The organism is Streptomyces vastus (assembly GCF_039532825.1).
In the GTDB taxonomy this organism is placed as follows: domain Bacteria; phylum Actinomycetota; class Actinomycetes; order Streptomycetales; family Streptomycetaceae; genus Streptomyces; species Streptomyces vastus.
Genome location: NZ_BAAASJ010000125.1, coordinates 202,165 through 227,357, shown reverse-complemented (window position 1 = coordinate 227,357; position 25,193 = coordinate 202,165). Strand labels below are relative to the sequence as shown.

16 protein-coding genes and 3 pseudogenes are annotated in these 25,193 nt (G+C 70.4%); 8 read left to right on the top strand and 11 right to left on the bottom strand.

Annotated features, from left to right (window positions below; all coding sequences use genetic code 11):
- Positions 1–82: 82 nt before the first annotated feature.
- From ABD357_RS43405 to ABD357_RS43390, 4 genes are all read right to left on the bottom strand, one after another.
- Positions 83–2,920 (bottom strand): NHLP bacteriocin export ABC transporter permease/ATPase subunit, encoded by a 2,838-nt coding sequence (locus ABD357_RS43405; RefSeq protein ID WP_344397240.1) that lies wholly within the window; start codon positions 2,918–2,920, stop codon positions 83–85.
- A 1-nt stretch (position 2,921) separates the two neighbouring features.
- Entirely contained in the window at positions 2,922–5,183 is a 2,262-nt protein-coding gene (locus ABD357_RS43400; protein ID WP_344397238.1) for an NHLP family bacteriocin export ABC transporter peptidase/permease/ATPase subunit, read from the bottom strand.
- Positions 5,180–5,986 (bottom strand): biotin/lipoyl-containing protein, encoded by an 807-nt coding sequence (locus ABD357_RS43395; protein ID WP_344397236.1) that lies wholly within the window; start codon positions 5,984–5,986, stop codon positions 5,180–5,182. Before ABD357_RS43395 ends, ABD357_RS43400 begins: the two co-directional genes overlap by 4 nt.
- A gap of 166 nt (positions 5,987–6,152) precedes the next feature.
- On the bottom strand, positions 6,153–6,368 hold the full coding sequence (locus ABD357_RS43390; RefSeq protein ID WP_344397234.1) for a type A2 lantipeptide: 216 nt from the start codon (positions 6,366–6,368) through the stop codon (positions 6,153–6,155).
- A gap of 581 nt (positions 6,369–6,949) precedes the next feature.
- Between ABD357_RS43390 and ABD357_RS43385 the strand changes: the two genes are divergently transcribed.
- Positions 6,950–8,272, top strand: a complete 1,323-nt coding sequence (locus tag ABD357_RS43385) for a S1 family peptidase (RefSeq protein WP_344397232.1) — start codon at positions 6,950–6,952, stop codon at positions 8,270–8,272.
- 174 nt (positions 8,273–8,446) lie between these two features.
- Here ABD357_RS43385 and ABD357_RS43380 read toward each other — a convergent pair whose 3' ends face one another.
- Positions 8,447–10,600 (bottom strand): SpoIIE family protein phosphatase, encoded by a 2,154-nt coding sequence (locus tag ABD357_RS43380; RefSeq protein WP_344397230.1) that lies wholly within the window; start codon positions 10,598–10,600, stop codon positions 8,447–8,449.
- 115 nt (positions 10,601–10,715) lie between these two features.
- Here ABD357_RS43380 and ABD357_RS43375 point away from each other — a divergent pair, with 115 nt between their 5' ends.
- Both ABD357_RS43375 and ABD357_RS43370 read left to right on the top strand, forming a co-directional pair.
- Positions 10,716–13,202, top strand: coding sequence for a SpoIIE family protein phosphatase (locus tag ABD357_RS43375; RefSeq protein WP_344397228.1), 2,487 nt, complete (start codon positions 10,716–10,718; stop codon positions 13,200–13,202).
- Between the two features lie 37 nt (positions 13,203–13,239).
- The gene (locus ABD357_RS43370; RefSeq protein ID WP_344397226.1) at positions 13,240–13,782 is read left to right on the top strand and encodes a metallophosphoesterase family protein; all 543 of its coding nucleotides are present in this window, start codon (positions 13,240–13,242) and stop codon (positions 13,780–13,782) included.
- Here the strand turns inward: ABD357_RS43370 and ABD357_RS43365 are convergent.
- The 4 genes and pseudogenes from ABD357_RS43365 to ABD357_RS43350 all read right to left on the bottom strand — a co-directional run.
- Positions 13,754–14,356: an SRPBCC family protein gene (locus ABD357_RS43365; RefSeq protein ID WP_344397632.1), complete on the bottom strand. Its 603-nt coding sequence runs from the start codon at positions 14,354–14,356 to the stop codon at positions 13,754–13,756. The two genes, ABD357_RS43370 and ABD357_RS43365, sit on opposite strands and share 29 nt — an antisense overlap.
- A gap of 16 nt (positions 14,357–14,372) precedes the next feature.
- Positions 14,373–15,503, bottom strand: coding sequence for an XdhC family protein (locus tag ABD357_RS43360; RefSeq protein ID WP_344397224.1), 1,131 nt, complete (start codon positions 15,501–15,503; stop codon positions 14,373–14,375).
- 50 nt (positions 15,504–15,553) lie between these two features.
- Positions 15,554–15,977, bottom strand: a pseudogene (locus ABD357_RS43355) (VWA domain-containing protein); the annotation flags it as partial.
- A gap of 108 nt (positions 15,978–16,085) precedes the next feature.
- Positions 16,086–16,307: pseudogene (locus ABD357_RS43350) on the bottom strand ((2Fe-2S)-binding protein); the annotation flags it as partial.
- A 197-nt stretch (positions 16,308–16,504) separates the two neighbouring features.
- Between ABD357_RS43350 and ABD357_RS43345 the strand changes: the two are divergent.
- Positions 16,505–18,487: a GTP-binding protein gene (locus ABD357_RS43345; RefSeq protein WP_344397222.1), complete on the top strand. Its 1,983-nt coding sequence runs from the start codon at positions 16,505–16,507 to the stop codon at positions 18,485–18,487.
- A gap of 109 nt (positions 18,488–18,596) precedes the next feature.
- Positions 18,597–20,474, top strand: coding sequence for a glycoside hydrolase family 5 protein (locus tag ABD357_RS43340; RefSeq protein ID WP_425585244.1), 1,878 nt, complete (start codon positions 18,597–18,599; stop codon positions 20,472–20,474).
- A 152-nt stretch (positions 20,475–20,626) separates the two neighbouring features.
- Here ABD357_RS43340 and ABD357_RS43335 read toward each other — a convergent pair whose 3' ends face one another.
- A complete protein-coding gene (locus ABD357_RS43335) occupies positions 20,627–21,898 on the bottom strand; it encodes a YncE family protein (protein ID WP_344397218.1) in 1,272 nt (423 codons plus the stop codon).
- Positions 21,899–22,068: 170 nt separating this feature from the next.
- On the opposite strand from ABD357_RS43335, the gene ABD357_RS43330 reads away from it, so the two are divergent.
- The gene (locus ABD357_RS43330) at positions 22,069–22,740 is read left to right on the top strand and encodes a TetR/AcrR family transcriptional regulator (protein ID WP_344397216.1); all 672 of its coding nucleotides are present in this window, start codon (positions 22,069–22,071) and stop codon (positions 22,738–22,740) included.
- A 24-nt stretch (positions 22,741–22,764) separates the two neighbouring features.
- On the opposite strand, the gene ABD357_RS43325 is transcribed toward ABD357_RS43330, so the two are convergent.
- Complete coding sequence (locus tag ABD357_RS43325; RefSeq protein WP_344397214.1) at positions 22,765–23,136, bottom strand: nuclear transport factor 2 family protein; 372 nt, start codon at positions 23,134–23,136, stop codon at positions 22,765–22,767.
- A 234-nt stretch (positions 23,137–23,370) separates the two neighbouring features.
- On the opposite strand from ABD357_RS43325, the gene ABD357_RS43320 reads away from it, so the two are divergent.
- Entirely contained in the window at positions 23,371–23,934 is a 564-nt protein-coding gene (locus ABD357_RS43320; RefSeq protein ID WP_425585256.1) for a DM13 domain-containing protein, read from the top strand.
- 121 nt (positions 23,935–24,055) lie between these two features.
- Positions 24,056–25,174, top strand: a pseudogene (locus ABD357_RS43315) (ATP-binding SpoIIE family protein phosphatase); the annotation flags it as partial.
- Positions 25,175–25,193: the final 19 nt, after the last annotated feature.

The following is a 25,193-nucleotide window of genomic DNA, read 5'->3' as shown; positions in this document are numbered from 1 at the left end:
GGGCGCGCCGGCGCCCGACCGCCCGAGGGGAACGGGGCCCAGTGCCGGAGCCCGCAGCGCTCGTACGGGACTTCGGCGTCGCTCACGCCATCTGGCGTCGTACCAGCTCATGCAGCCGCCCGCTCGTATCGGCGAGGAGTTGCGCGGGCGGGCCCTGCTGCACCACGCGGCCCTCCGACATGACGATGACGCGGTCCGCGTCCAGCACGGTCGACAGCCGGTGTGCGATCACGACACGCGTGGCGTTGAGCGCGTGGGTGCTCTCGATGACCCGGCGCTGCGTCTCGTTGTCGAGGGCGCTGGTCGCCTCGTCGAAGAAGAGGATGCGCGGCCGGCGGATCAGTGCCTGGGCGATCATCAGCCGCTGGCGCTGGCCGCCCGAGACCGCGCCGCTGCCGGAGACGATGGTGTGCAGGCCCATCGGCATGCGCTTGATGTCCTCGGCGAGTCCCGCCATCTCGGCGGCGGCCATGGCCTCTTCGGGCGTGTACGGCTCGGTGCCGCAGATGCAGTCCAGGATCGAGCCGGTGAACGGCTGCGCGTGCTGGAGTACGACACCGCACTGGCGGCGTACGGCCGACTGGTCGAGTGCGGCCAGGTCCTGACCGTCGTACAGGACGTTTCCCGAGACGGGTTTGTCGAAGCCGATGAGCAGCCGCAGCAGGGTGGATTTGCCGCAGCCGCTGGGGCCGACGATCGCCACGAACTCGCCCGACCGGATCGCGAAGGACACGTCGTCGAGGACGAGCGGGCCGTCGTCGGTGTACCGGAAGGACAGCTTCTTCGCCTCGATGGCGCCGGACAGCGCGGCCGGGCGGGTGCTCGCCACGCGGACCTCGGGCGTCGCGTCGAGGACCGGTTTGATCTCCTCGAACATCGGCAGCGCGGCGACCGCCGAGACGAACGCACCGGTCAGCTGGGTCACCGAGGTCAGCAGCATGGTCATCGAGGTGGTGAAGGTCAGAAAGGCGCCGGCCGACATCGAGCCGCGTGCCGGTCCCGCCAGCAGCATGAAGATGATCAGCGAGCTGAGCGGCAGATACACCGCGCCCAGCACCGTGTTGAGGTTCTTGATCCGCCCGACCCGCTGCTGCAGCTCACGGCTCCGCGCAAACTCGCTCGCCCATGCCGCGTACGCGTAGTTCTCGGCCGCCGCGACCCGCAGCTTGGGCAGGCCCCGCAGCGTCTGGAAGGCCTGGTTGTTGAGCTTGTTGCTCAGCACGACGAGGCGGCGCTGCCAGCGCACCTGCCACAGTCCGAGCCCGAGGAACACCGCGGCGATCACGACGAGCATGCCGATCGCGGCCAGCGCCATCGGGACGCTGTACACGAGCAGCAGGACGAGGTTCATGAGGGCGACCGTGCCCGCCTGGACGACGACCGGGCCGATGCCCGCCATCATGCGGCGCATCGAGCTGATGCCCATGGCGGCGCTGGCCAGTTCGCCGGTCGAGCGCGCGGTGAAGAACTTCGTGGGCAGCCTGAGCAGCCGGTCCCACACGGCGGGTTGGAGCGTGGCCTCGATACGTCCCTCCATCCGCAGGATGGTGAGGTTCTGCATCAGCATGAACGCTGCCGACACCACACTGGCGATCATGATCGCCAGGCAGAACTGCACGATCAGGTTCTCCTGGGCCTTCGGCACATAGACCCCGAGCACCTGCCCGGTCGCGATCGGCACCAGCGCGCCCAGCGCCACCGTGACAAGTCCGCTGAGCGCGAGGTTGCGCAGATCGCCGCCGGTGCCGCGGAGGCTGAACCGCAGCAGACCGAGCGGGCCCATCCGGCGTTCCGGCAGCGGCCGGTAGAACATGACGGCGCGCGGCTCGAACTCCGCCGCGTTGGCCTTCTCGACCGGTGTCTCACGACCGCTCGGGTGCACGGCCACATAGCCGCCGCGCCGCCACAGCAGAGCGACCGGAGCGCCGGACGCGGCCCGGTGGCCGACCAGCGGACCGATGTTGTCGCGCCACCAGCGCCCGTCCAGGCGTACGGCCCGGGTGCGGATGCGGGAGGCGAGCGCGATCCGCTCGACGGGGTCGAGTCGGTCGCTCTCCGTGCCGCTCTGCGCGGGGTCCGCGAGCGCGAGCCCGGCAGCGCGGGCGACGAGCTTGCAGGCGGCGTAGGTGGCGTCGGCGTCCGCCGCCGGCCCGGTCGATCCCGAGCGCTTGGAGATGGAGGCGATCAGGGTGCGGTCGGCCCGGGCGCGGACCTCCTCACCGGCCTTGATGCCCTCGGCCGTACGGTCCTCATGGGTGCGTTCCAGCTGCTCGATCCAGCGGTCGAGGGTGGCGAGCAGCCGGTACTGCTGGTCGACCATGGCCTGCCACATCGCCGGGTCCACCAGCAGATCGGCCGCGGCCTCGGCGCCGTACACCGACCCGTACTGCACACTGCCCGGCGGCACCTGCATCCACAGGATGTCGTCGTCGGTCAGGGCCGCGCCCCGCTCGGTCGCCAGGGGCGCCTCGAAGAGGATGGCCAGGCCCCGGCCGACACCCAGGGAGAGGGCGTACTCCAGAGGGCTGGTGGCCGGGGGTACGAGCACGGGGTTGCCGTACGGGTCGTACGTCCATGTCTCGGTCTGCGGCGGCTGGTACAGCTCGCGCATTTCGATACGGCGCAGTACGCACTCGCGCAGGGGCCTGCCGACCAGGCTGTGCTGCGGTCCCGCGACCGGGCCGAGCAGCAGTGTGCCCGCTTCGAGGCGGCCGAGGTGGTGCCAGTGGCCCTGCTGGATCGCGTCGACCGCGAAGAGGTCCATGGCTCCGGAGGCGACGAGCCACAGCACGTGCGGGCCTTCGAGGTCCAGGCGGGTGAGGCCGGAGCCGTCGACCGGAGTGCCCATGCCGCCGAGCGCGGCGAGCACGTAGTCGCCCTCGGTGACCGGCTGTTGGTGCTGGTCGGGTACGGAGGTCATCTCAGCGCTCCCTGACCAGCTCGGCGTACGGGCCGCCGGCCGCCACCAGGGCCTCGTGACGCCCGCGCTCCACGATCGTGCCGTGCTGGAGGACCACGATCTCGTCGCTGTCGCGCACGGTGCTGAGCCGGTGCGCGATCACCACGCAGGCGCAGCCGCGCTTGCGCAGGTTGTCCATCACGATCTGCTCTGTCTCCGCGTCCAGGGCGCTGGTCACCTCGTCGAGGACGAGGATGCTGGGCCTGCGCACCAACGCCCGTGCGATCTCCAGGCGTTGGCGCTGGCCGCCGGAGAAGTTGCGGCCGTCCTGCTCGACCTTGCTGTGGATACCGCCGGGGCGACGCATGACGACGTCGTACACCGCCGCGTCCTGGAGCGCCGCGACCACGGCGTCGTCGGGGACCGAGGGGTCCCACAGCGCGATGTTGTCGCGGACCGTGCCCTCGAAGAGGAAGACGTCCTGGTCGACGAAGGACACGGAGGCCGCGAGCGCGCCACGGGGGATGTCCTCCAGCCGCTGTCCGTCGATCCGGATCACGCCCTCCCAGGGAGCGTAGAGACCCGAAATCAGCCTGGACACGGTCGACTTGCCGCTGCCGGAACCGCCGACGAGCGCCACCTGCTGACCCGGCCCGACCGTCAGCGAGAAACCGGACAGCAGCGGCTTGTCGAGCGGGCTGTAGCCGAACGTGATGTTCTCCAGCTCCACATGGCCGTGCAGCCGGCGGGTGCTGTCGCCCGCGCCCGGACGTGAGTAGAGGGGGTCCGCCGCGAAGTTCTCGACGTCCTTGAGGCGGGCCACGTCGGCGGCGAAGTCCTGGATACGGCCCGCGACGCCGTTGAGGCGGGTGATCGGCGCGGTGAAGCGGGTCACCAGCGCCTGGAACGCCACGAGCAGACCGACGGAGATGTGGCCCTCCACGGCCCGCATCCCGCCGATCCACAGGATCAGCGCGCTGTTGAGCGTCGCCAGCGTCGGCGCGACCACGCCCAGCCAGGCGCTCGGCACCCCGAGCCGCTGCTGCTCCTCGAGCGTGGTGGCGTGCTGCCCGGCCCACTTGCGGAAGTAGCCGTCCTCACCGCCGGTCGCCTTCATCGTCTCGATCAACTGCAGCCCGGTGTACGCCGTGTTGGTGAGCCGTGCGCTGTCCGCGCGCAGCTTGGCGGTACGCGTCGCCCGCAGCCGGATCACCACCCGCATCGCCACCAGGTTGAGCAGCGCGACCCCGATGCCCACGGCTGTGAGCTGCGGGTCGTAGGTGTAGAGCAGGACCGCGTACAGCACCACCACGACCGCGTCCACTCCCGCCGCCGCGAGATCCCGGGCCAGCGTCTCGGCCACCGCGTCGTTCGACTGGAGCCGCTGCACCAGGTCGGCCGGACTGCGCTGGGAGAAGAACGTTACGGGCAGCCGCAGCAGATGCCGCAGGAACTTCGCGCTGCTCAGCGTCGAGGAGATGATGCGCCCGCGCAGCAGGTTCGCCTGCTGCAACCAGGTCAGCACGACCGTGAGCAGCACGGTCGCGCCCATCGAGGCGAACAGCACGGTGAGCAGCGAGGTCTGCCCGCCGATCAGGAACATGTCGATGTACGTACGGCTGAGCGCGGGGACCGCGGCCCCGACCGCCACCAGCAGCAGACTTGCCAGCACTGCGGCCGGCATGGTGCCCGAAGTCCCGCGCAGCCGGGCCGGCATGGCGCCCAGGACACCCGGTTTGCGGCCGCCCTTCTCGAAGTCGGGACCCGGCTCCATGACCAGGACGACACCGGTGAAGCTGGTGTCGAAGTCCTCCATGGGGATGAAACGGCGGCCCTTGCCGGGGTCGTTGATGTGCACCCCGCGCCGGCCGAAGCGGCGCCCCATGCCGTCGTAGACGACGTAGTGGTTGAACTCCCAGAAGAGGATCGCCGGGGCGCGCACCTCGGCCAGCGCCGCCGTGTCCATCTGCATGCCCTTGGCGGTGAGGCCGTAACTGCGCGCCGCCTTCAGCAGGTTGCTGGCCCGCGAGCCGTCCCGCGAGACACCGCAGGCGATGCGCAGTTCTTCGAGCGGGATGTGCCGCCCGTAGTGGCCGAGCACCATGGCGAGGGAGGCGGCGCCGCACTCCACGGCCTCCATCTGGAGGACGGTGGGCGTGCGGACCGTCTTGCGGCGGCCCTTGGGGACGGTGCGCTTCGGCGGCGCGGCGCGGCGTCGTCCCCGTACGGGCGGCGGGAGTTCGGGCCGATCGGTGCCGGTGCCGGTCTCCTGGGGGGCGGTCACGGCAGCAGCCAATCGATCGGGCGCTCGTCGGCCATACGGATCGAGCCGGAGGCCATGGTCATGGAGTCGAGCCGGAACGGCGGGCCCTCCGCAGACGACCACTTGTAGCCGGACTTCGTGCCGGACGAACGGTCGAGCCGGACGAGCACGGCCACCGGCCGGCCGTCCTTGGTGAACTGCTCGGCCAGCTGGCTGTCGCCGAGGAAAGCGGTGATCTGCTGCGGCGTCTGTGCGTTCCGGTCGACCTTCTTCACCCGGCCGCGCAGCACGCCGTACTCCTGGGTGGGCACCGACTGGACGGTGAGGTCCACGGCCGCGTCGTCCGGAATCGTGGCGGCGTTCTCTGCGGGCACGTACACCGTCGCGAACAGCGGGTCCTTGGCGCCTGCGACCTTCTCGACGGAGGCGACGTTCGCGCCGGTCTGGATGATGGCGCCCATCGTGGCGGCGAGGGCGTTGACCCGGCCCGCGGCGACGGTGCGCACGACCGTCTCACCCTTCGCCGTACGGACCTTGAGTACGGGGGCGTCGGCGGCGAGCCGCTCGCCCTGCTCGGCGAGGACCGCGGTGACCTGGCCGGAGACGGGGCTCTGCAGAACGTAACTGCCCTGCCCGTGCGTGAGGATGGCGGGCGCGGTCACCGTGGAGGCGACAGATCCCGTGACGGCCCAGACGGAGGCGGCGGCCATCACGACGACCGTCACGGACAGCACGAGCCAGCCCTGCGGGCGGGCGAAGCGCACCGGAAGGTCGAGCTCCTCCGGTGACTGGAGCTTGGCGAGGGCCTGTTGGCGGAACTGCACGGGGGAACTTTCCCTCACCTGCGGACGACAGGACGTACGGGCTCAGTTCGTACGGGCTCAGTTCGTACGGGCTCGGTGAACGGCTGCCGTACGGCCGCTTGGTTCACGGCATCCGGAAGCCCCGGAACCGGCGAACGGTTCCGGGACTCACGGCACGCTGATGCGATCAGAGACCGGCGACCAGGCCGGTGACCGGGGCGGTGTTGAGGCCGGTCGTACCCTCGACGGTGCCGACGGCGGTGTCCACGATGCCCGAGACCGGGGCAACGGAGTCCAGCGCGCCGGTGACGGTGCCCAGGGCGTTGACGGACAGGCCGCCGGAGACGGTGTCGAGGTCGGCGTCCGAGATCTCGACGGTCTCGACCTGGGGGGTGGAGTTCATGATGGAACTTCCCTTCCTATTGATATTCACAAGGGGGGAGCGGCCCCCTCTGGGGGACAGATGGTCGGCCGCGTCCGCAAGCTCAGGCACCCGTTGCCGGGAACCATGGGGTGACCCTGCGGTGCGATGGATCAAAGCACGCTGCCGCGCCGCGCTTCCAATCAACGGCCCATGTGATCAGGGCATTTGCGGCCGGCGGAAGCCCAACCGTGCACACCTGCGCACGGCTCAGTGGCGACTTCTTCACACGATCCCCGGTGTGATCGCTCCGATGCCCTTGCGGGCGTACTGGCGAAACGGGCACTCCCGAACCAATGAGGCGGCAGCCGCCGGACCGCTGTGCAGATTCGCCACCGGCCGTGACCCGGCTGCGTAATCGGTGTGCAGATTTCCTGAAGCTGGGATTCCGCTCTCTGAGGCGAACGCGCTGTTACTTCGCGGTAGCGGAGGGCGAGTGAACGGCGAAGTTTGCCAAGGGAGTTGAACACCCCACACGCCGCATCCGTACCAGTCGGCATCCAGGCGCCGCCATCAGCTGCCTAGCGGTAGCGCGGACCCCGTCCCCACAGGAGGTCAAGAAGTTGAGTCACAAGCGAACACCAAAGCGCAAGGCCGTAATAGCAGCGGGCAGCGTGGCGGCGCTCGGAGCGGCGGCACTGATACTGCCCAACGCGATGGCGTCCCAGGACGAAGGAACCGATGCCGCCGCGGCCCCGAAGACGGTCAATGCCGCGCAGGCGTCCGACCTGTCCTCGGAGCTGGAGGCGCTGCTCGGTGAGGCGTTCGCCGGCTCGTACTACGACAAGGACAAGCAGCAGCTCATCATCAACGTCGTGGGCGACAACAACAACGTCATCGTCGGGGCCGAGCAGGCGGGCGCGGTCGTCCGCGAAGTCGACAACAGCATGTCCGAACTCAAGGCCGCCGAGCAGACCTTGAAGTCCGAGGCGACCATCCCCGGTACGGCCTGGTCCGTCGACCCGAGGACCAACAAGATCCAGGTCACCGCCGACAGCACGGTCAAGGGCTCGAACTGGGAGCAGGTGGAGTCGACGGTCAAGTCGCTCGGCTCGGACATGGCCTCCGTCAAGAGGTCCGCCGGTGAGTTCAAGACGTTCGCCGCGGGCGGCGACGCCATCTTCGGTGGCGGTTCGCGTTGCTCGCTGGGCTTCAACGTCACCAACTCCGAGGGCAACCCCGCGTTCCTGACCGCAGGTCACTGTGCTGTCGCGGCCGCCGAGTGGTCGGAGGAGGAGGGCGGTGCGCCGATCGGCACGGTCGACGCTCAGACGGCCACGTTCCCCGGTGAGGGCGACTTCGGGCTCGTCAACTACGACGACCCGGCCACCGAGGCGCCCAGCACGGTGAACCTCGGCGGCGAGCAGGTCGACATCGCGCAGGCCGCGGAGGCCGAGGTCGGTATGCCGGTCACCCGTATGGGCAGCACCACCGGCCAGGACTCCGGCACGGTCACCGCCCTCAACGCCACCGTGAACTACGCCGAGGGCACGGTCACCGGTCTGATCCAGACCGACGTCTGCGCCGAGCCCGGCGACAGCGGTGGCTCGCTGTTCAACGAGAACAGCGCGATCGGCCTGACCTCCGGCGGCAGCGGCGACTGCACCGTCGGCGGCGAGACCTTCTTCCAGCCGGTCACCACCGCCCTGGAGGCGGTCGGCGCGACGATCGGCGACGGCGGTGCCGGTGCCGGCGAGGAAGCCGGTGCCGGTGGCGCGGGCGCTGGTGAAGAGGCCGGTGCCGGTGGCGCGGGTGCTGGTGAAGAGGCCGGTGCCGGTGAAGAAGCAGGCGCTGGTGAAGAGGCCGGTGCTGGTGAGGAAGCCGGTGCTGGTGAAGAAGCGGATGCCGACGACGAAGCCGGTCTGATCGCGGGCCTGACCGGCTGACGCACAGCAGATTTCGGCCGTACGTTCACAGCGGTCGTAGTGGGGCGGTCCGGCTCTCCGGCGGGAGGGCCGGACCGCCCCGCGTATGGGGCAGGAGGGGCCGGACCGCCCCGCGTACGGGGCGCGGGGAACTGCGCGACGAGCCCTCACCGACCCGCAGGTTGGTCACCGGTCTCAGGCGGAGCGTAGAAGCAGCAGCGCCACGTCGTCGACCCGCTCCAGCTCCGTCCCGCTGTGCCGTACCAGCGCGTCGGCCAGCTCCTCCAGCGGCTGGTCGCCGATCTCGGTGAGCCGCCCCGCGAGACGGGCCAGCGCCTCCTCGATGTCGGCACCGGGGGACTCGATCAACCCGTCGGTGTAGAGGGCGAGTACGGACCCGGGCGCGAGCGACACCTGAGTCGTCGGATACGTGGCCACCGCGTCGATCCCGAGCAATGGCCCGCCGGCCAGATCGAGCACTCGCACCTGCCCGTCGGGCCTTCTCAGCAGGGGCGGCGGATGCCCGGCCCGGGCCATCACGGCCTGGCCGTGCGCGGGGTCCAGACGCAGATACACGCAGCTGGCGAAGAGCTCGCTGCCCAGGTCCATGAGCAGCCTGTTGGTGCTGCTCATGACCTCCTCCGGCGGCTGGCCGACGGTCGTGTACGCGCGTACGGCGGTGCGGATCTGTCCCATCAGCCCGGCCGCCGTGACGTTGTGGCCCTGCACGTCCCCGATGACCGCCACGGCCCCGCCGGGCGTCGGCACCAGGTCGTAGAAGTCACCGCCGATCTCCATGCCCCGGGTGGCGGGCAGATACCGGGCGGCCGCCTCGATACCGGGCAGCGAGGGCAGCGAATGCGGCAGCAGGGCCGCCTGCAGACCGTGCGCCAGCTGGTGCTTCACGTCGTACAGCCGCGCCCGCTCCAGCGCCTGCGCGATCAGCCCGCTCATGCTGGTCAGCACGGCACGCTCGTCGGCGGGGAAATGATGCGGCTCGGCGTACGCGAGGACACAGGTCCCCACCGGACGGCCCGACGCGATCAGCGGCAGATACGCCCAGGCCTCCATGCCGTCCTGTGCCGGGTGCTGCTCCGGATAGAGCCGCTCCAGCTGCCGACGGGACTCGAAGAAGGCGGGCACCCCACTGGACAGCGCGTGCACCCCGGGCGACTGCGCGGTGAGCGACATCCCGTCGAACCGCTCCACGGCATGCGGGTCCGGATAACCGCGGTGCCCCAGCACATGCAGCCGTCCGCCCTGCGAGCCCAGGAGCATCAGCGCCTGGCTTCCGACGGCGGGCGCGATCTCGTCCGCGACCAGCTGCACCACGTCCTGGACGCCCACCGCCTTGGTGAGCGCGCCGGCCAGGTTCAGAATGTGCGCCATGGTGACCAGACGTGAGCCACCGTCCTCGGGCCGCTGCCCGGTGCGGCCGGTCCCCTCCGCCGACCGTGCCCGGGAGATCCTGAGGCTCAGCCCGTTCGTACTGGGATACAGCCGGAACGACAGCCAGTCGGCCGGCGGTCGCAGCGCCACGAACGACGTCACCTGCTGGCCCAGCAGCGCTGCACGGTAGCGGTCCTCGAAGAGCGGGTCGTTCAGCCATGGCACGCACGCCCACAGATGCGATCCCAGCAGCGCGCTGACCGGCAGTCCGAGCAGCTCGCCCGCCGCCGCGTTGGCGAAGCTGATCCGGCCGTGCAGATCGAGCGCGCACAGCCCATACGGCAGCCGCGCCACCATCCGCACGGCCTCCACCGCGCCGAGCGTCCCCGCCACGGTCGCCGCCGACGCCGGGGCGAGCAGATCCGGCTCGGGGCGCACCGGGTGGCCCTCCTCGGCGGCCCGCTCGAGGCGCAGCGCGAGCCGGCCGCAGGCCGCGGTGAGATGGTCACGCTCCCGGTCGGACAGTTCCGCCGGGCGCGTGCCCGGCCAGGTCACGAAGATCGCCCCGTACACGGCACGCTCGGTCGCCACCGGCACCGCGGCCAGCGCGAAGGGATACGGCAGGACCACGGCGATCCGCGGATAGTCGCGGGCCATGTCCTCCTCGCCGCCGACCCAGACGAGCCGCCGGTCGCGCACCGCCTTCGCCACCGGGACCGGCGCGCTCAGCCCCACCCGCTCCCAGGGCGCCGCGAAGGCCCGCGGCAGACCGGCCATCACGGCCATCTCCAGGACCTGCTCACCCGGCGCCAGCAGATAGACCGCGCCGGAGTGCGCGCCGACATCGTCCATGATCGCGGCCAGCGTCAGCGACAGCAGCGGCCGGCCGACCGGCGCCGCCCGGCGCTCCGACTGCCGCCCGGACGTCTGGTCGGACGTCTGATCGGACACGCCGACCACCTCCTCCCACGGCAGACATGAAGCAGCCCAGGGTCAAGGCTCTCTCTTGTGCGGGGTTCCCGCACAGGGAGCACCCACAGTGACCGCCGGTCACGTACCGCCGTAGGGGCTGCGCATGCGACCCGGACGCGCTGTAATTGCGGACGTGGTCAGTGACGGCGCTGCGGGACGCAGAACACGAACGCTGCGTGCCGAACTTGCCCTCAAGACCCTTCACGCGGAGCCCGGTTCCCGTGAGCGGCTACGCAACGTCATCGAGCTGGTCCTGGTCTTCAGCGGCGCGGTCGTCGCCGCCGTGTACGCGCCCAGGGACGACCGGCTCACCCTGCTCGAGTCGGCGGGTGTACCGCGGTCCCTGTACGGGCTGCGCGACAGCTACCCGCTGACCGGCGGCTCGCCCGCCGCGGAGTCGCACCGCCTGGGACAGCCGCTGTGGTTCGGCCCCGAGGAAGTCGCCGTGAGCCCCGATGCCCGGCCGACGGCCGTGGGGGACTTCTCGCTGGCCGCCCTGCCGCTGCCCCCGGACCCGCACGGCGGCGGCTGTCTGATCGCCGCCACCGACAGCCCCGGCGGCTTCGACACCGAGGACCGGCGCTGTCTCGGGCTGCTCGCCGAGGCCATGGTCTGCCCGGAGCCGTCCCGGCCCCCGCCCGAGGAGGCCATGGCAGCCGAGGACGAGCTGCCCCACAGCTCGTTCAGCCTGGCCATGGACACCGGGCGGGTCGAGGTCGACGACGAGACGCTGGAGCTGTTCGGCATCGGGCGGGAGGAGTTCGACGGCAAGGTCGAGACGCTGCTGGGCATGACCGTGCCGGAGGACCTGCCCTCGCTGATGTCCGTGGTCGAGGCGGACCACATGTCCATCGGCGACCGTGAGCTGGAGTTCCGGATCCGCCGGCCCACCGGGGAACAGAAGTGGCTCAGGCTGCGCGGACTGCTGCTGCCCGCGGGCGACGGGCAACCGGACCGGCTCGTGGGCACCGTCGCGGACGCCTCGAAACTGCGGTCCGGCGTCAACGAGGTGGCCCGCGTCCAGCGCCTCGCCGCCGCCCTCGCCACCGCGGGCACCGTCCGCGACGTCAGCCAGGCCGTCGTCACCGCCCTGCGCCAGCCGCTGCTGGCGGACCGGATCGCGCTGGCCGAACTGGAGGGCGAGCGGCTCGTCGTCACCGTCCTCGACCCGCCCGAACCGGAGGCCTGGCCGGAGCTGTGGCGCAGCGAATGGCGCTCGGAGTGGCCCGACGCGCCCGTACGCGCCATGCCGACCCTGGCCGCCGCCCTGCGCGAGGGCCGCGCCGCGATCTGGCCCGCCGGGACACCGCTGGAACCAGCGCTCGCCGACGTCGGACCCGGCGGCCTCGCTGTCCTGCCGCTGCCGGCCGGCGGACGCATGGCAGGAGCCTGCCTGATCGGCTGGGACACCCCGCACGACTTCGGCCCCGACGAGCGCGCCCTGCTCACCGCCTCCGCCGGGCTCGCGGGCCAGGCCCTGATGCGCGCCCACGCCTTCGACGCCGAACACGAACTCGTCGGCACTCTCCAGCGCACCCTGCTCCCGCGCCGGCTGCCCACCCTGCCCGGCGGGGCCGCCGTCGCCCGCTACCTGCCCACCACCGCGGGCCTGGAGGTCGGCGGCGACTGGTACGACGTGATCCCGCTGCCCGACAACCATGTCGCCCTCGTCATCGGCGACGTCCAGGGACACAACGCCGGAGCCGCGACCCTCATGGGTCAGATGCGCACCGCCCTGCGTGCGTACGCCGTCGAAGGGCACCCCCCGGACGTGGTGGTCTCGCACGCCAACCGGCTGCTCATGGACATGGAGACCGACCTCTTCGCCACCTGCGCCTACGTCGACGTCGACATGGAGGAGGGCACGGCTTGGTGCGTACGGGCCGGACATCTGCCCCCGGTCCTGCGGCACCCGGACGGCACCACCGAGATCGTGATCACAGAGGGCGGACCCCCGCTCGGCGTCGTGACCCAGGCCGAATTCCCGATGACCGAGATACCGCTACGGCCCGGCGCGCTGGTGGCACTGACCACGGACGGTCTGGTCGAGTCCGCCGAACTCGACCTCGAGGACGGCCTGCGCCGCATGGCCGACCAGATGGCGGCCTCCGACCCGGCCCACCTCGGTCTCGTGGCCGACGCCCTGCTCACCTACGCCAACCGCTCCGACGACGTCGCCCTGCTGCTCATGCGCTACGACGGCATGGCGCTGCGCCCCGAGCGCGAGTCCTGGACGGTGTGGCGCGTACCCCAGGCCGTCGGCCACGCCCGCCGCTTCACCAAGCGCACCCTGCGCGCCTGGGGCGTCACCCAGCAGACCGACGCCATCCTCCTGGTCGTCTCCGAACTGGTCACCAACGCCCTCGTCCACACCGACGGCCAGGTCCGCCTCGACCTCACCCTCATCAACAACCGTTTCCGCGTAGCGGTCGCCGACATCTCACCCCGCACACCCATCAAGCCCACCAGCATCGGCTGGGAGGCCACCGGCGGCCGGGGCATCCTCCTGGTGGAGGCCCTGTCGGCGGCCTGGGGAACGGTCCCGGTCAGCGGCGGCAAGCAGGTCTGGTGCGAGATCCCCCTGAGCTGAGCGGTACGCCGCCGTGATCCGCCCTAGGCTTTCAGCCGTGCTCCGCCTCCTGCTGATGTCCGACACCCACCTCCCCAAGCGCGCCGAGGAACTCCCGGCACCGCTCCTCGCCGAACTTCCGCGCGCCGACGTCGTGATCCACGCCGGCGACTGGGTGGACGTGGCCACCCTCGACCTCCTGGAGAGCCGGTCGCGGCGGCTGATCGGCGTATACGGCAACAACGACGGCCCCGAGCTCAGGGCGCGCCTGCCCGAAGTGGCCCTCGCCGAACTGGACGGCCTGCGCCTCGGCGTCGTCCACGAAACCGGCGCAGCTGCAGGCCGCGAACGCCGCTGCGCTGCCCGCTTCCCCGACCTCGACGTCCTTGTCTTCGGCCACAGCCACATCCCCTGGGACACCACGGCACCGACCGGCCTGCGCCTGCTCAACCCCGGCTCACCCACCGACCGCCGACGCCAGCCGCACTGCACGTACATGACCGCGCTCGCGGACGGCGGCCGGCTGACCGACGTGGCACTGCACCGGCTGCCGCCCCGTCATCGCGAAGCGCTCAGCGCCGACTCCCGCGACGGCGCCTGAGCCGCCCCAGGACGGCGAGTACCACGGCGACGGCCGCCGCCGCGGCCACGGCGCGTTTGGCGAGGGACGGACCGGCCGTCCGTACGAGGTCGATCGGCTCGGCGGGCGTGGGCTCGGCCTCGGGCGTGGTGGCCGGCCCCAGTTGCTCGGACAGGCACGTCGCGAACTGACCGACCAGCTTGTCGCCCACCTCGGCCATGACGCCGCGCCCGAACTGGGCCGGACGACCGGTCACCGTCAGATCGGTCCGGACGGAGACGGCCGTGCCGCCGTCGCGTTCGGTGAGCGTGGCGGTGACGGTCGCCCGTGCGGTGCCCTGGCCGCGGGTCTCCTTGCCGGAGGCGATCAGGACCATCCGGTGCGCACTCTCGTCCTGCTCCTCGAAGACGGCGGTGCCCCGGTACGTGACGGTGATCGGTCCGACCCTGACCTTCACCGAGCCGTTCACGGTCTTCCCGTCGTACTCCTCCACCGTCGCCCCCGGCATGCACGGCGCGACCCGCTCGATGTCGAGGAGCAGCGGCCAGGCCTCCTGGACCGGGACAGGGACGGTGAACTCGTGGTGCAGTTCCATCATCGGTTCCTCCTCGTCAGTCTTCGCGCGCTTCCCGTGGACGGATGGCGTCCCGTGGGTGGATCTCCCCGGCGGTCGCCGTCAGGGGCACGCCGCTGCCGCCCCACCGCAGCGCGACGATCTCGGCGGCGACGGACACGGCCACCTCCTCGGGCGTACGCGCGCCGAGGTCGAGGCCGACGGGCGAGCGCAGCCGGGACAGTTCCTGCTCGCCGAGTCCGGCCTCGCACAGGCGCTTCATGCGGTCGTCGTGGGTGCGTCGGCTGCCCATCGCCCCGATGTACGCGGCGGGGCGCCGAAGGGCCTCCTCCAGCAGCGGTACGTCGAACTTGGGGTCGTGTGTGAGGACGCAGATCACCGTGCGCTCGTCGGTGGCCGTGGTGTGCAGGTAGCGGTGCGGCCATTCGACGACGACCTCGACGCCCTCCGGGAAGCGTTTCGGGGTGGCGAAGACGGGGCGGGCGTCGCACACGGTGACCCGGTAGCCGAGGAACGCGCCGATCCTCGCAACTGCCGCCGCGTAGTCGATGGCGCCGAAGACCAGCATCCGGGGCGGCGGCGCGAAGGAGTGCAGGAACACGGTGACGGAGTCCTCGCGCCGCTCGCCACGCGGGCCGTAGTGCCGCTGCCCGGTGGCGGCCAGAGCCAGTTCGCCCCGCGCGTCGGCGGTCACCGCCACGTCCAGGCCACTCGCGCCGAGTGAGCCGGATACCGCGTCCGGCCAGACGGCGAGCGTGGCACCGCGCGGGGCGGGACCGTCGACCACGGTCGCCACGGTCACCGGGCGGCCGACGGCCACCGACTGAGCGACCGCGCCGAAGGCGGGATCGACGGTCGGTGTCACAGGCCGTACGAGCACGGTGATCTCCCCGCCGCAGGTGAGCCCGACGGCGAACGCGTCCTCGTCGCTGTACCCGAAGGTTTCCAGGCGCGCCTGCCCGCTCGCCACGACCTCCTGCTCCAGCTCGAACACCGCGCCCTCGACGCACCCCCCGGACACACTGCCCAGGACCTCGTCCCTGGGGCCGACGGCCATGGCGGCGCCCGGCTCGCGGGGCGCACTGCGGCTGACGGCGACGACCGTGGCGAGCCCGAAGGGCGCACCGTCGGCGTACCAGCGACCGAGCGCCGTGAGGATGTCACGCATGGCCTGCTCCTTTCACTGCCGCGACCCGGCCGAGACCGGTGAGGCGGGCCTCACGCCTCACGATCCGCTCCTCTCACCACAGCCGCCAGATGCTCCAGCGCGGCCAGGCTGTGACCCTCGACGAACGCGTCCACGCTCGGCAGTGCGGCCGCCATGCCGGCGGCGAGGGGTGTGTAACCGGGGCGGGCCTTGCGGGGGTTGGCCCAGATCACCCGGTGCGCCAGCCGGTGCAGCCGGTGCATCTGGGCGGCGAGCAGTTCCGGATCGCCGCGCTCCCAGCCGTCCGACAGCACGACGACCACGGCCCCGCGCGCCAGGCCCCGCTGCACCCACCGGTCGAGGAAGGCCCGCAGCAGCTCGCAGAGCCGGGTGCCGCCGCGCCAGTCCGGTACGGCGGCCGTGACCGCGGCCAGCGCCGTGTCCGGGGTCGCGGTGGGTGAGCTCGCGGGTCACCCGGGTCAGCCAAGTACCGATTCCCGCTGACGTTGATGTTGTCCGTCCAGTTGGTCTGGCCGGTGATCAGCCGGGCGTCCTCCTTGCGGGGCCGGGCGCGGCCGACCTCGCGTTCGGTGCTCTGGTCGGTCATGCCGGTACCTCCTGCTCGGACTCCTGCCCGGCCCCGTTCCCGGAGGCGTCGAGAACTGCGCGCACGATGTTCTGGTAGCCGGTGCACCGGCAGAGATTGCCCTCCAGGGCATGCCGTATCGCGTCGGGGCCGGGGTGCGGGTTCTCCCGCAGCAGGTCCCTCGCGGCCATGACCATCCCTGGTGTGCAGTACCCGCACTGCAGAGCGTGCCGCTCATGGCCGCGCCAGGAGGGCGGTGAGTGCTGCGGCAGGCCTTGTTGAGCGTTAATCCGTTGCCGCCGCTCACGGCCGCCTGCTGCACTACGGGGGCAAGCCGTCAGAAAGATCCGTCAGGAAGATCAAGGAGCAGCGATGCGAGCAGCGTTCATGTCCAACCGGGAAGCAATCACTCTCACTTCAAGGGACATGAGGCCAGTTGCAAACGCTGAACTTGGGAATTCTCGCCCACGTAGACGCCGGTAAGACGAGCCTGACCGAGCGGCTCCTGCACACCGTCGGGGTCATCGACGAGATCGGCAGCGTCGACGACGGCAGTACGCAGACGGACTCCCTCGCGCTGGAGCGGCAGCGCGGCATCACGATCAAGTCCGCCGTCGTCTCCTTCGCGATCGACGACGTGACGGTCAACCTGCTCGACACCCCCGGCCACCCCGACTTCATCGCCGAGGTCGAACGGGTACTGAGCGTGCTCGACGGCGCGGTCCTGGTGATCTCGGCCGTGGAAGGCGTACAGGCGCAGACCCGCGTCCTCATGCGGACGCTGCAACGGTTGCGCATTCCGACGCTGATCTTCGTGAACAAGACCGACCGCTCCGGAGCGCGCTACACGGACCTGCTGGAGAGCATCTCCACGCGGCTCACCCCGGCCATCGTCCCGATGGGCGAGGTCCACGAACTGGGCGGCAGGGAGGCCCACTTCACCCCCTACGACGGCTTCCCGCCCCGCCTGCTCGAACTGCTCGCCGAGCACGACGACGCACTGCTGGCCGCGTACGTCGACGACGAGGCGACCGTCTCGCAGAGCCGGCTGCTCACCGAACTCGCCGCGCAGACCGGGCAGTCACTGGTGCACCCGGTGTTCTTCGGATCGGCCGTCACGGGCGCGGGCGTCGATGAACTCATCGGCGGGATCCGGGAGTTGCTGCCCACGGCCGAGGGGGACGCGGACGGTCCGGTCTCGGGCACCGTCTTCAAGGTCGAGCGCGGGCCGGCGGGGGAAAAGATCGCGTACGTGCGGATGTTCTCGGGCACGCTGCGCACCCGCGACCGTGTGACCTTCGGTGACGGCGAGGACGGGAAGATCACCGGCATCACCGTCTTCGACCAGGGGTCGGACCTGCGGGGCGATCAGGTGCCCGCGGGCCGGATCGGCAGGCTCTGGGGGCTGACCGGCATCCGCATCGGCGACACCCTCGGGGTGCCGCGCAAAGGGACAGACGAGCACTACTTCTCGCCCCCGACCCTGGAAACCGTCGTCGTGCCCCGCGACAAGACCGACAAAGGTGCCCTGCATCTCGCGCTCACCCAACTCGCTGAGCAGGACCCGCTGATCAACCTGCGGCAGGACGAGATCCGGCAGGAGATCTCGGTGTCCCTGTACGGAGAGGTGCAGAAGGAGGTCATCCAGGCCACGCTGGCCGAGGAGTTCGGCCTCGACGTCGGTTTCCGTGAGACGACGCCCCTGTGCATCGAGCGGCTGGTCGGCACCGGCGCGGCCGTCGAGTTCAACGGCAAGGACCCGAACCCGTTTCTCGCGACCGTCGGACTGCGCGTCGATCCGGCGCCGGTCGGCTCCGGCGTGGAATTCCGGCTGGAGGTCGAGCTGGGGTCGATGCCGTACGCCTTCTTCAAGGCTGTCGAGGACACCGTGCGGGAGACGCTGGGCCAGGGACCGCACGGCTGGCAGGTCATCGACTGCGCGGTCACCATGACGCACTCCGGCTATTCACCGCGGCAGAGCCATGCGCACCAGGGCTTCGACAAGAGCATGTCGAGCACGGGCGCGGACTTCCGCGGACTGACGCCGCTGGTGCTGATGGACGCGCTGCGGCAGGCGGGCACCCTGGTGCACGAGCCGATGCACGCTTTCCGGCTTCAGGCTCCGGCGGACACGCTGGGCGCGGTGCTGCCCGTCCTGGCGAAGCTGCGCGCCGTACCGCAGACGACTCAGGCGCGGGGCACGGCGTCCGTGCTGGAGGGCCGGATCCCGGCGGCCCGGGTGCACCGACTTGAGCAGCAGCTCCCGGCGTTGACCCGAGGCGAGGGTGAGCTGGAGACCGCCTTCGACCACTACGCACCGGTCGCCCGAGGCGCACTCCCCGAGCGAAAGCGGACCGATCACAACCCTCTGGACCGGAAGGAGTACCTACTCAACGTAACGCGACGTGTCGGCGGGTGAAGGCGAACTCACCTTGAGGGATAGGTCACTTACTCCCGAGTAAATTGGGTACTTACTCTGGAGTCAGGGGCGTTGACGGGGCCGTTGAAGCGCTGCGAACGTAATGGGCATGTCAAAGATGACGGACATGTTCCGATTGCATATGCCTGTGCTCGGTGTGTTCCTGCTGCTCACTGGCCTGCTGACCACGGCGGGCGCTCAGCGCGCCACCGCTCTGCCCGACGACCTCTGGTTCGACGGACCCGCCGCGGCCACCCTCACGGTCAAGAACGGCCGCTTCACCGACGGTCTCGGCCGCGAGGTGGTGCTCCGCGGCTACAACGTCTCCGGTGAGACGAAACTGGCGGAGAACAACGGCCTGCCCTTCGCCTCGGTCGCCGACGCCAAGAAGTCCGCGACCGCGCTCCGGGCACTGGGCGGCGGCAACTCGGTCCGCTTCCTGCTCTCCTGGGCGTACGCCGAACCCGAACGCGGCAAGGTCAGCGCCGAGTATCTCGCCGCCGCCACCGGCCAGATGCGCGCCTTCCTCGACGCCGGGATCCGTGTGTACCCGGACTTCCACCAGGACCTCTACTCGCGCCACCTCTTCGACCCGGACAGCTGGTACACCGGCGACGGAGCCCCCAAGTGGGCCGTCGACGCCGGGAACTACCCGGACGAGTACTGCGGGATCTGCCCCTTCTGGGGCCAGAACATCACCCAGAACAAGGCCGTGACACAGGCGACCCACGACTTCTGGCACAACAAGTACGGGCTCCAGGACGCCTTCCTCACAACTGCCCAGAAGACGATGGCGTACGTCGAACAGAACCTGACCGACGCCCAGTTCGCGGGCGTCATCGGCTTCGACCCGTACAACGAGCCGCACGCGGGCACCTACGACTCCGGGCAGAGCAGCCGCAACTGGGAGAAGGACGTGCTGTGGCCGTTCTATGAGAAGTTCCGTGCCCGGATGGACGCGGCCGGCTGGCAGGACAAGCCCGCCTTCGTGGAGCCGAACCTCTTCTGGAACGCCAACCTCGACTTCCAGAAGCAGGAGGGTGGCCTCCTCGACGTGGGCAGGATCGGCCCGGACTACGTCTTCAACACGCACTTCTACGACCAGAAGGCGATCTCGGGCATCTTCATGCCGGGCAAGGCGGGCGACGGCCAGTACAGCACCGACTTCGCCAAGGTGCGTGACCGTGCCTCCGCGGCCGGCACGGCGGGGATCATCAGTGAGTTCGGCCATCCTCTCGCGGGGCTGGTCTCCGACAAGGCCCCGACCGTCCTCAAGGGGATGTACCAGGCCCTCGACTCCCGTCTGCCGGGCGCCAGTTGGTGGTCCAAGCCCGCAGAGTCCGGGCCGGTGCTCTCCGGTTCTCAGTGGCAGTGGGACATCTACAACGGCCGCCACAAGGAGCTGATGAACGGCAACCCCGACAAGGTGCTCACTCACGGCGACGCCTGGAACGACGAGGACCTGTCCGCCGTACGCCTCGACGACTCCGGCAAGCCCGTACTGCGCCAGGACGCCCGGCTCCTCGACCGGGTCTACCCGAGCGCCACCGCGGGCAGCACCGTCGCGTTCACCTACGAGGACCGTTCGCGTGACGGTTCGACGACGCTGACGTGGAACCCGGTGCCGGACTCGCTCCCGCGGGTGAAGGAACTCGTGGGCTCGGGCCAGTACGCCCTCCATGTGTGGCGCTCCGACGGCAGCTCGGCTCCCACCGAACTGCACCTGCCCGCGTCCTTCCCGGCGTCCTCCACCACGGTGGTCTCGGACCTCGGTACGACGGCGGCCCCGCCCTCGTACACGAAGACCGCCCCGATCGCGGTCGCGAACGAGCCGGGCGGGACGGGCAGCCGTCGACTGCTCCTGACCGCACCCGGCTCGGGCACGCACTACGCCCTGGTCACCAATGGCGCGAAGGCTCCGTCCGCGGAGCTGCTGAGCGCCGCGCGGACGGAGCTGGCGAACTGGGCTGCAACGAAGGCCGGTTAAACGGATCTACTGAGGTCCGGTGCGGTACCGCGCCCCAAGAGAGGCCGTAGGCCTCTTAGGGGCGCGGGGCTGTATCAATTTGCGGCTCCGCCGCGCGGGCGCGACAGGCCACGACGGACCCGCAGCTTCGAACTGCCCAACCAGCGGAGCGCTTACGCGGACGGGCCCGTCCAGTCCGCCGGGACCTTGGCCAGGCGTACACGCTGAGGGTGGTCGCCGACCTCCACCGACGCCGTCTTCTTCCCCGTGGCGAAGTCGATGGCGGTGACCCGGTCGGAGCCGCTCTCGGAGATCACGCAGGACTTGCCGTCACCGCTCACCGTGGCCCAGTAGGGCTTCGAGGCGGTGACGAGCGGGCCCTCCTGGAGGGAGGAGCGGTCGACGACGGTCGCGTAGTCGTCCATCGTCCCGGCGATGCACAGCTTGTCGCCGGCGGGGCTCATCGACATGCCGTGGTGGCGCGAGTCGTTGACCCAGGTCGTACGGTCCTCGCTGGTCGCCGGGTTCTTGGGCAGCGTCTTCACCCGGGTGATCTTGTCGCTCGCCACGTCGTACTCGACGAAGCCGTTGAAGAAGGACACCTGGAAGTAGAGCTTCGACTCGTCCGGGGTGAAGGCGACGGGACGTACGGCGTCGGACAGGTCCTTGCGGCCGAAGGCGTCGAGCCGCTCGCGCATGTCGATGACCTTGACCTGCTCGTACGTGTTCGCGTCGACAACGGTGATCTTCCGGTCGCCCTTCGTCCAGTCCAGCCACGGGGCGTCGGTCGCGGTGTTCACGTCCCCGATCGACATGTTCCACAAGTGCTTGCCGTCCTCGGTGAAGACGTTCTCGTGCGGCTTGTCGCCGGTCTTGAAGGAGCCGAGCTGCTTGCCGGTGGCGATGTCGAGGACGTGCACGGTGTTGGAGATCGAGGCCGACACGGCGACGCGCTTGCCGTCGGGGGAGACCGCCATGTGGTCGGAACGGTAACCGGACACGGGGAAGCGCCAGTTGATCTTCCCGGTGGCGAGGTCGATCGACACGACATCGGCGAAGCTGGGGCGGGAGACCACCATGGCCGAACCGTCCGGCGTGGAGTACATGTCGTCGACGTACTGGTCGTGGCCCTCACCGACGCCGTTGCGGATGGCCGTGAAGTAGATCCACTTGATCGGATCGGCGTTGATCTCCGCGATCCGCTCCTCCTTGTCCGGGACGACGTTGATCCGGCCGATCTTCGCGAGGTCGCCGCCGGGCTTGATGACGTCGGCGGTGCCGTCCCAGTTGTTGCCGACGAACATCACCTCGCGCAGATCTGCGGCGGCGTTGTTGCTGTCCTTGGAGGCGTCCTGAGTCTCGGCCGTGGCCGCCGCCGACCCGGCGACGGTCAGGGCGAGGGCGGCTGCGAGGGAGCCGACGTGCCGGGCTTTGAAGGCGGTCATGACTTCTCCTGAATGTTGGGCGCATGACAAGGTGTGCGGGAGGTGGAGTCTGAATACGCAGGCGTTCAGAGTTACTTACTGGAAAGTAAGGAGTCGATGTCGCTCTACACAAGATGCCGAAGGCGACAAAATTGGTCACCTGTGTGACATGTGAGACCGGGGAGGCCCCAGTGACGGGCAGGCTCAAAGCGCCGACCGGCCGTTATGGCGGCAAGTCCGCCCAGGAGCGGCAGGCCGAGCGGCGTCGACGCTTTCTGGATGCAGCGCTCCAGCTCTTCGGCGACAGCCCCGGCTACCGCGGCACCACCGTCGCCGCCCTGAGCGAGGCCGCCGGGCTGTCGACCCGTCAGTTCTACGAGGAGTTCCACAACTTGGAGGACCTGCTCGCCGCGCTCCACCTCCAGGTCAACGACTGGGCCGAGGAAGCCGCCCTGGCCGGGCTCGCCGAGGCGGACGGCCGGCCGATCGAGGAGCGCGTCACGGCGGCCTTCCGTGCCTACGCCGCCGATGTCACCGGCGATCCGCGGCGCCTGCGTATCGCCTTCGTCGAGATCATCGGCGTCAGTCCCCGTCTCGAACGTCAGCGGCTGGCCCGCCGCTCCCGCTGGATCGACTTCATCTGCGCCGAGGCCGAGGCCGCCGCCGAACGCGGCGAGGCGGCGACCCGCGACTACCGGGTCGCCGCCGCGGCCTTCATCGGCAGCGTCAACGGCCTGCTGCACGACTGGAGTTCGGGCTGGGTCGACGCGACGCTCGACGAGGTCGTCGACGAACTGGTGCAGATGCTTCTGGGAGTGCTGCAGCCGGTGGGATGGCGAGGGCCCGGGTCGGACGAGAAGTGACCCGGGCCCTCGGCAGGGCGCTTGCTAGCCCTCGTCGTCCCATTCCTGGAGCAGGGTGTGGTCGACGATCTTGCCGTTCCGCAGCTCCACCATCGAGCTGGCGAGGACCTTGACGCCGTCGGGGTACTGGCACGACTCCGTGTACGCGAGGTGGTCGCCCTGAACGACGCACTGTTCGACCTTGTGGGTCATGTCGCGGCTGTAGACGTCGTTGAGCATCTCGCTGATCTGGTCGCGACCGTGCATGACCTTCGGGTGGCTGGGCTGGGTGTTGCGGTCGACGACGCGGAGTTCGGCATCGTCGGCGTACAGCGACAGGAGTGCGTCCGCGCTCTGGCCTTCGATGGCCCGGCGCAGAGTTTCGGTGTCGAAGCCGGGGGCTGCGGCAGTGCCCATGGTGAACCTCCTGGTGGACAGTCTTCGAAGGCCGTGGCCGCGCGGGGAGCGGGCCGCGAACGGCCTCTCCCTTCGAGACTCCTCCTGCTGGAAGGCGCCAGCAAGCGCAGCCGTAAGACCTCCGTCATCTCTTGATCGGTGTCGTGCGGGCGTCGGGCGGATTGAATGAGGGCGAGAGGTTCTGGGCTTGTGGAAGGCAGGGTGAGGCATGTGCGCAAGGTGTTGAGCGGGCCGATGATCGCGGGGTTCGTAGTGGTGGCGGTCGTCGTGGTCGGGGCGGGGCTGTACTGGTTCCAGCCGTGGAAGGTGTGGCAGGACGAGACCGTGCAGGAGTCCCTGCCCGCGGCGGCCGCCACACCGACGCCCGCAGAAGAAGCCCCCGCGGCGGAAGCTCCCGCGGACGAACCCTCGAAGGCCGCATCCACGCCACCCGAGCCGGCCGGACCCCGGACGCTGGCGCGCGGTGACCTGATCAGCCACGAGCACACGACGTCCGGTACGGCGACCGTGCTGCGGCTGGCCGACGGCTCCCACGTACTGCGGCTGGAGAACCTCGACACCAGCAACGGCCCGGATCTGCGGGTATGGCTGACCGACGCGCCGGTCAAGGAGGGCAAGGCCGGCTGGGGTGTCTTCGACGACGGGAAGTACGTCAGCCTCGGCAAGCTCAAGGGGAACAAGGGCGACCAGAACTACGTCCTGCCCGCCGACACCGACCCCGCGGCGTACACGAGCGTCAGCATCTGGTGCGACCGCTTCAACGTCTCGTTCGGCGCGGCGGAACTGGCCCGGGTGTAGACCCGCCGTCGGCTCGGGGCGGCGACGCGGTCGGCGTCGCCGCGACGCTTGTCGAGCCCGGATCCTTGGGCACAAACTTGTGACTTGTATCACAAAAGGTCTACGGTGAGGGTACTTGGAGGACTCACCCCTCGCCCTGCAGCGCAGCCTGCTGCCCCGGGGCCGCTCCGAGCAGAACGCCGTCGAGGTCGCCTACCGCTACCTGCCCGCCCAGGCCGGGGTGGGCGGCGACTGGTTCGACGCCATCCCGCTGTCCGGCGCCCGGGTCGCGCTGGTCGTCGGCAATGTCGTCGGCCACGGACTGCACGCCGCCGCCACCATGGGCCGGCTGCGTACCGCCGTGCACAACTTCTGCGCCCTGGACCCGGCGCCCGACGAACTCCTCACCCACCTCGACGACCTCGTCGGACGGCTCGACCGGGGCGAGGGCTGGGCCGTGGAGCACGCCCAGCCGGACGCCGGCATCGTCGGCGCCACCTGCCTGTACGCCGTCTACGATCCGGTGTCCCGGCGCCGCACCCTCACCCGCGCCGGGCACCCCGTCCCCGCGGTCGTCGGACCCGACGGAGCGGTGGACTTCGTCGATCTGCCCTCGGGGCCGCCGCTCGGTCTCGGTGGGATGCCCTTCGAGACCGTCGAGCTGGAACTGGCCGAAGGCAGCCAACTCGTGCTCTACAGCGACGGCCTGACCGAGGACCGGCACCGGGACATCGACGTCGGCCTCGACAAGCTCCGCACCGTCCTCGCCCATGCCGACCGCGAGCCGGAGGACACCTGTGAGGCGGTCCTCGACGCCCTGCTCCCCATCCGCCCGAGCGACGACGTGGCCCTGCTCGTCGCCCGTACGAAAGCCATGGGGCCCGAGCAGGTCGCCCAGTGGGACCTGCCCAGCGACCCGGCGGTCGTCTCCCGCTCCCGCGCGGCGGTCACCGACCAGCTGACCGCCTGGGGCCTGGACGAACTGGCCTTCAGCACCGAACTCATCGCCGGCGAACTCGTCACCAACGCCATCCGGCACGCGACAGGCCCCGTCCAGCTGCGGCCGCTCCGTGACCGGGCGCTGATCTGCGAGGTCTCCGACGGCAGCAGCACCTCGCCCCGGCTGCGCCGCGCCAGGAACGAGGACGAGGGCGGGCGCGGCCTCTTCCTCGTCGCCCAGCTCACCGAGCGATGGGGAACCCGTTACACCACCAACGGCAAGATCATCTGGACCGAACAGCCACTGCCGCGACCGCTTTGAGAGTCGGGTCGAGGGTGGG

Bases quoted from the DNA above. Each gene is read 5' to 3' on its own strand.
- ABD357_RS43405 (WP_344397240.1), bottom strand. From the start codon at position 2,920: ATGACCTCCGTACCCGACCAGCACCAACAGCCGGTCACCGAGGGCGAC.
- ABD357_RS43390 (WP_344397234.1), bottom strand. From the start codon at position 6,368: ATGAACTCCACCCCCCAGGTCGAGACCGTCGAGATCTCGGACGCCGAC.
- ABD357_RS43375 (WP_344397228.1), top strand. From the start codon at position 10,716: ATGCGACCCGGACGCGCTGTAATTGCGGACGTGGTCAGTGACGGCGCT.
- ABD357_RS43365 (WP_344397632.1), bottom strand. From the start codon at position 14,356: ATGGAACTGCACCACGAGTTCACCGTCCCTGTCCCGGTCCAGGAGGCC.
- ABD357_RS43360 (WP_344397224.1), bottom strand. From the start codon at position 15,503: ATGCGTGACATCCTCACGGCGCTCGGTCGCTGGTACGCCGACGGTGCG.
- ABD357_RS43340 (WP_425585244.1), top strand. From the start codon at position 18,597: ATGTCAAAGATGACGGACATGTTCCGATTGCATATGCCTGTGCTCGGT.
- ABD357_RS43335 (WP_344397218.1), bottom strand. From the start codon at position 21,898: ATGACCGCCTTCAAAGCCCGGCACGTCGGCTCCCTCGCAGCCGCCCTC.
- ABD357_RS43325 (WP_344397214.1), bottom strand. From the start codon at position 23,136: ATGGGCACTGCCGCAGCCCCCGGCTTCGACACCGAAACTCTGCGCCGG.
- ABD357_RS43320 (WP_425585256.1), top strand. From the start codon at position 23,371: ATGATCGCGGGGTTCGTAGTGGTGGCGGTCGTCGTGGTCGGGGCGGGG.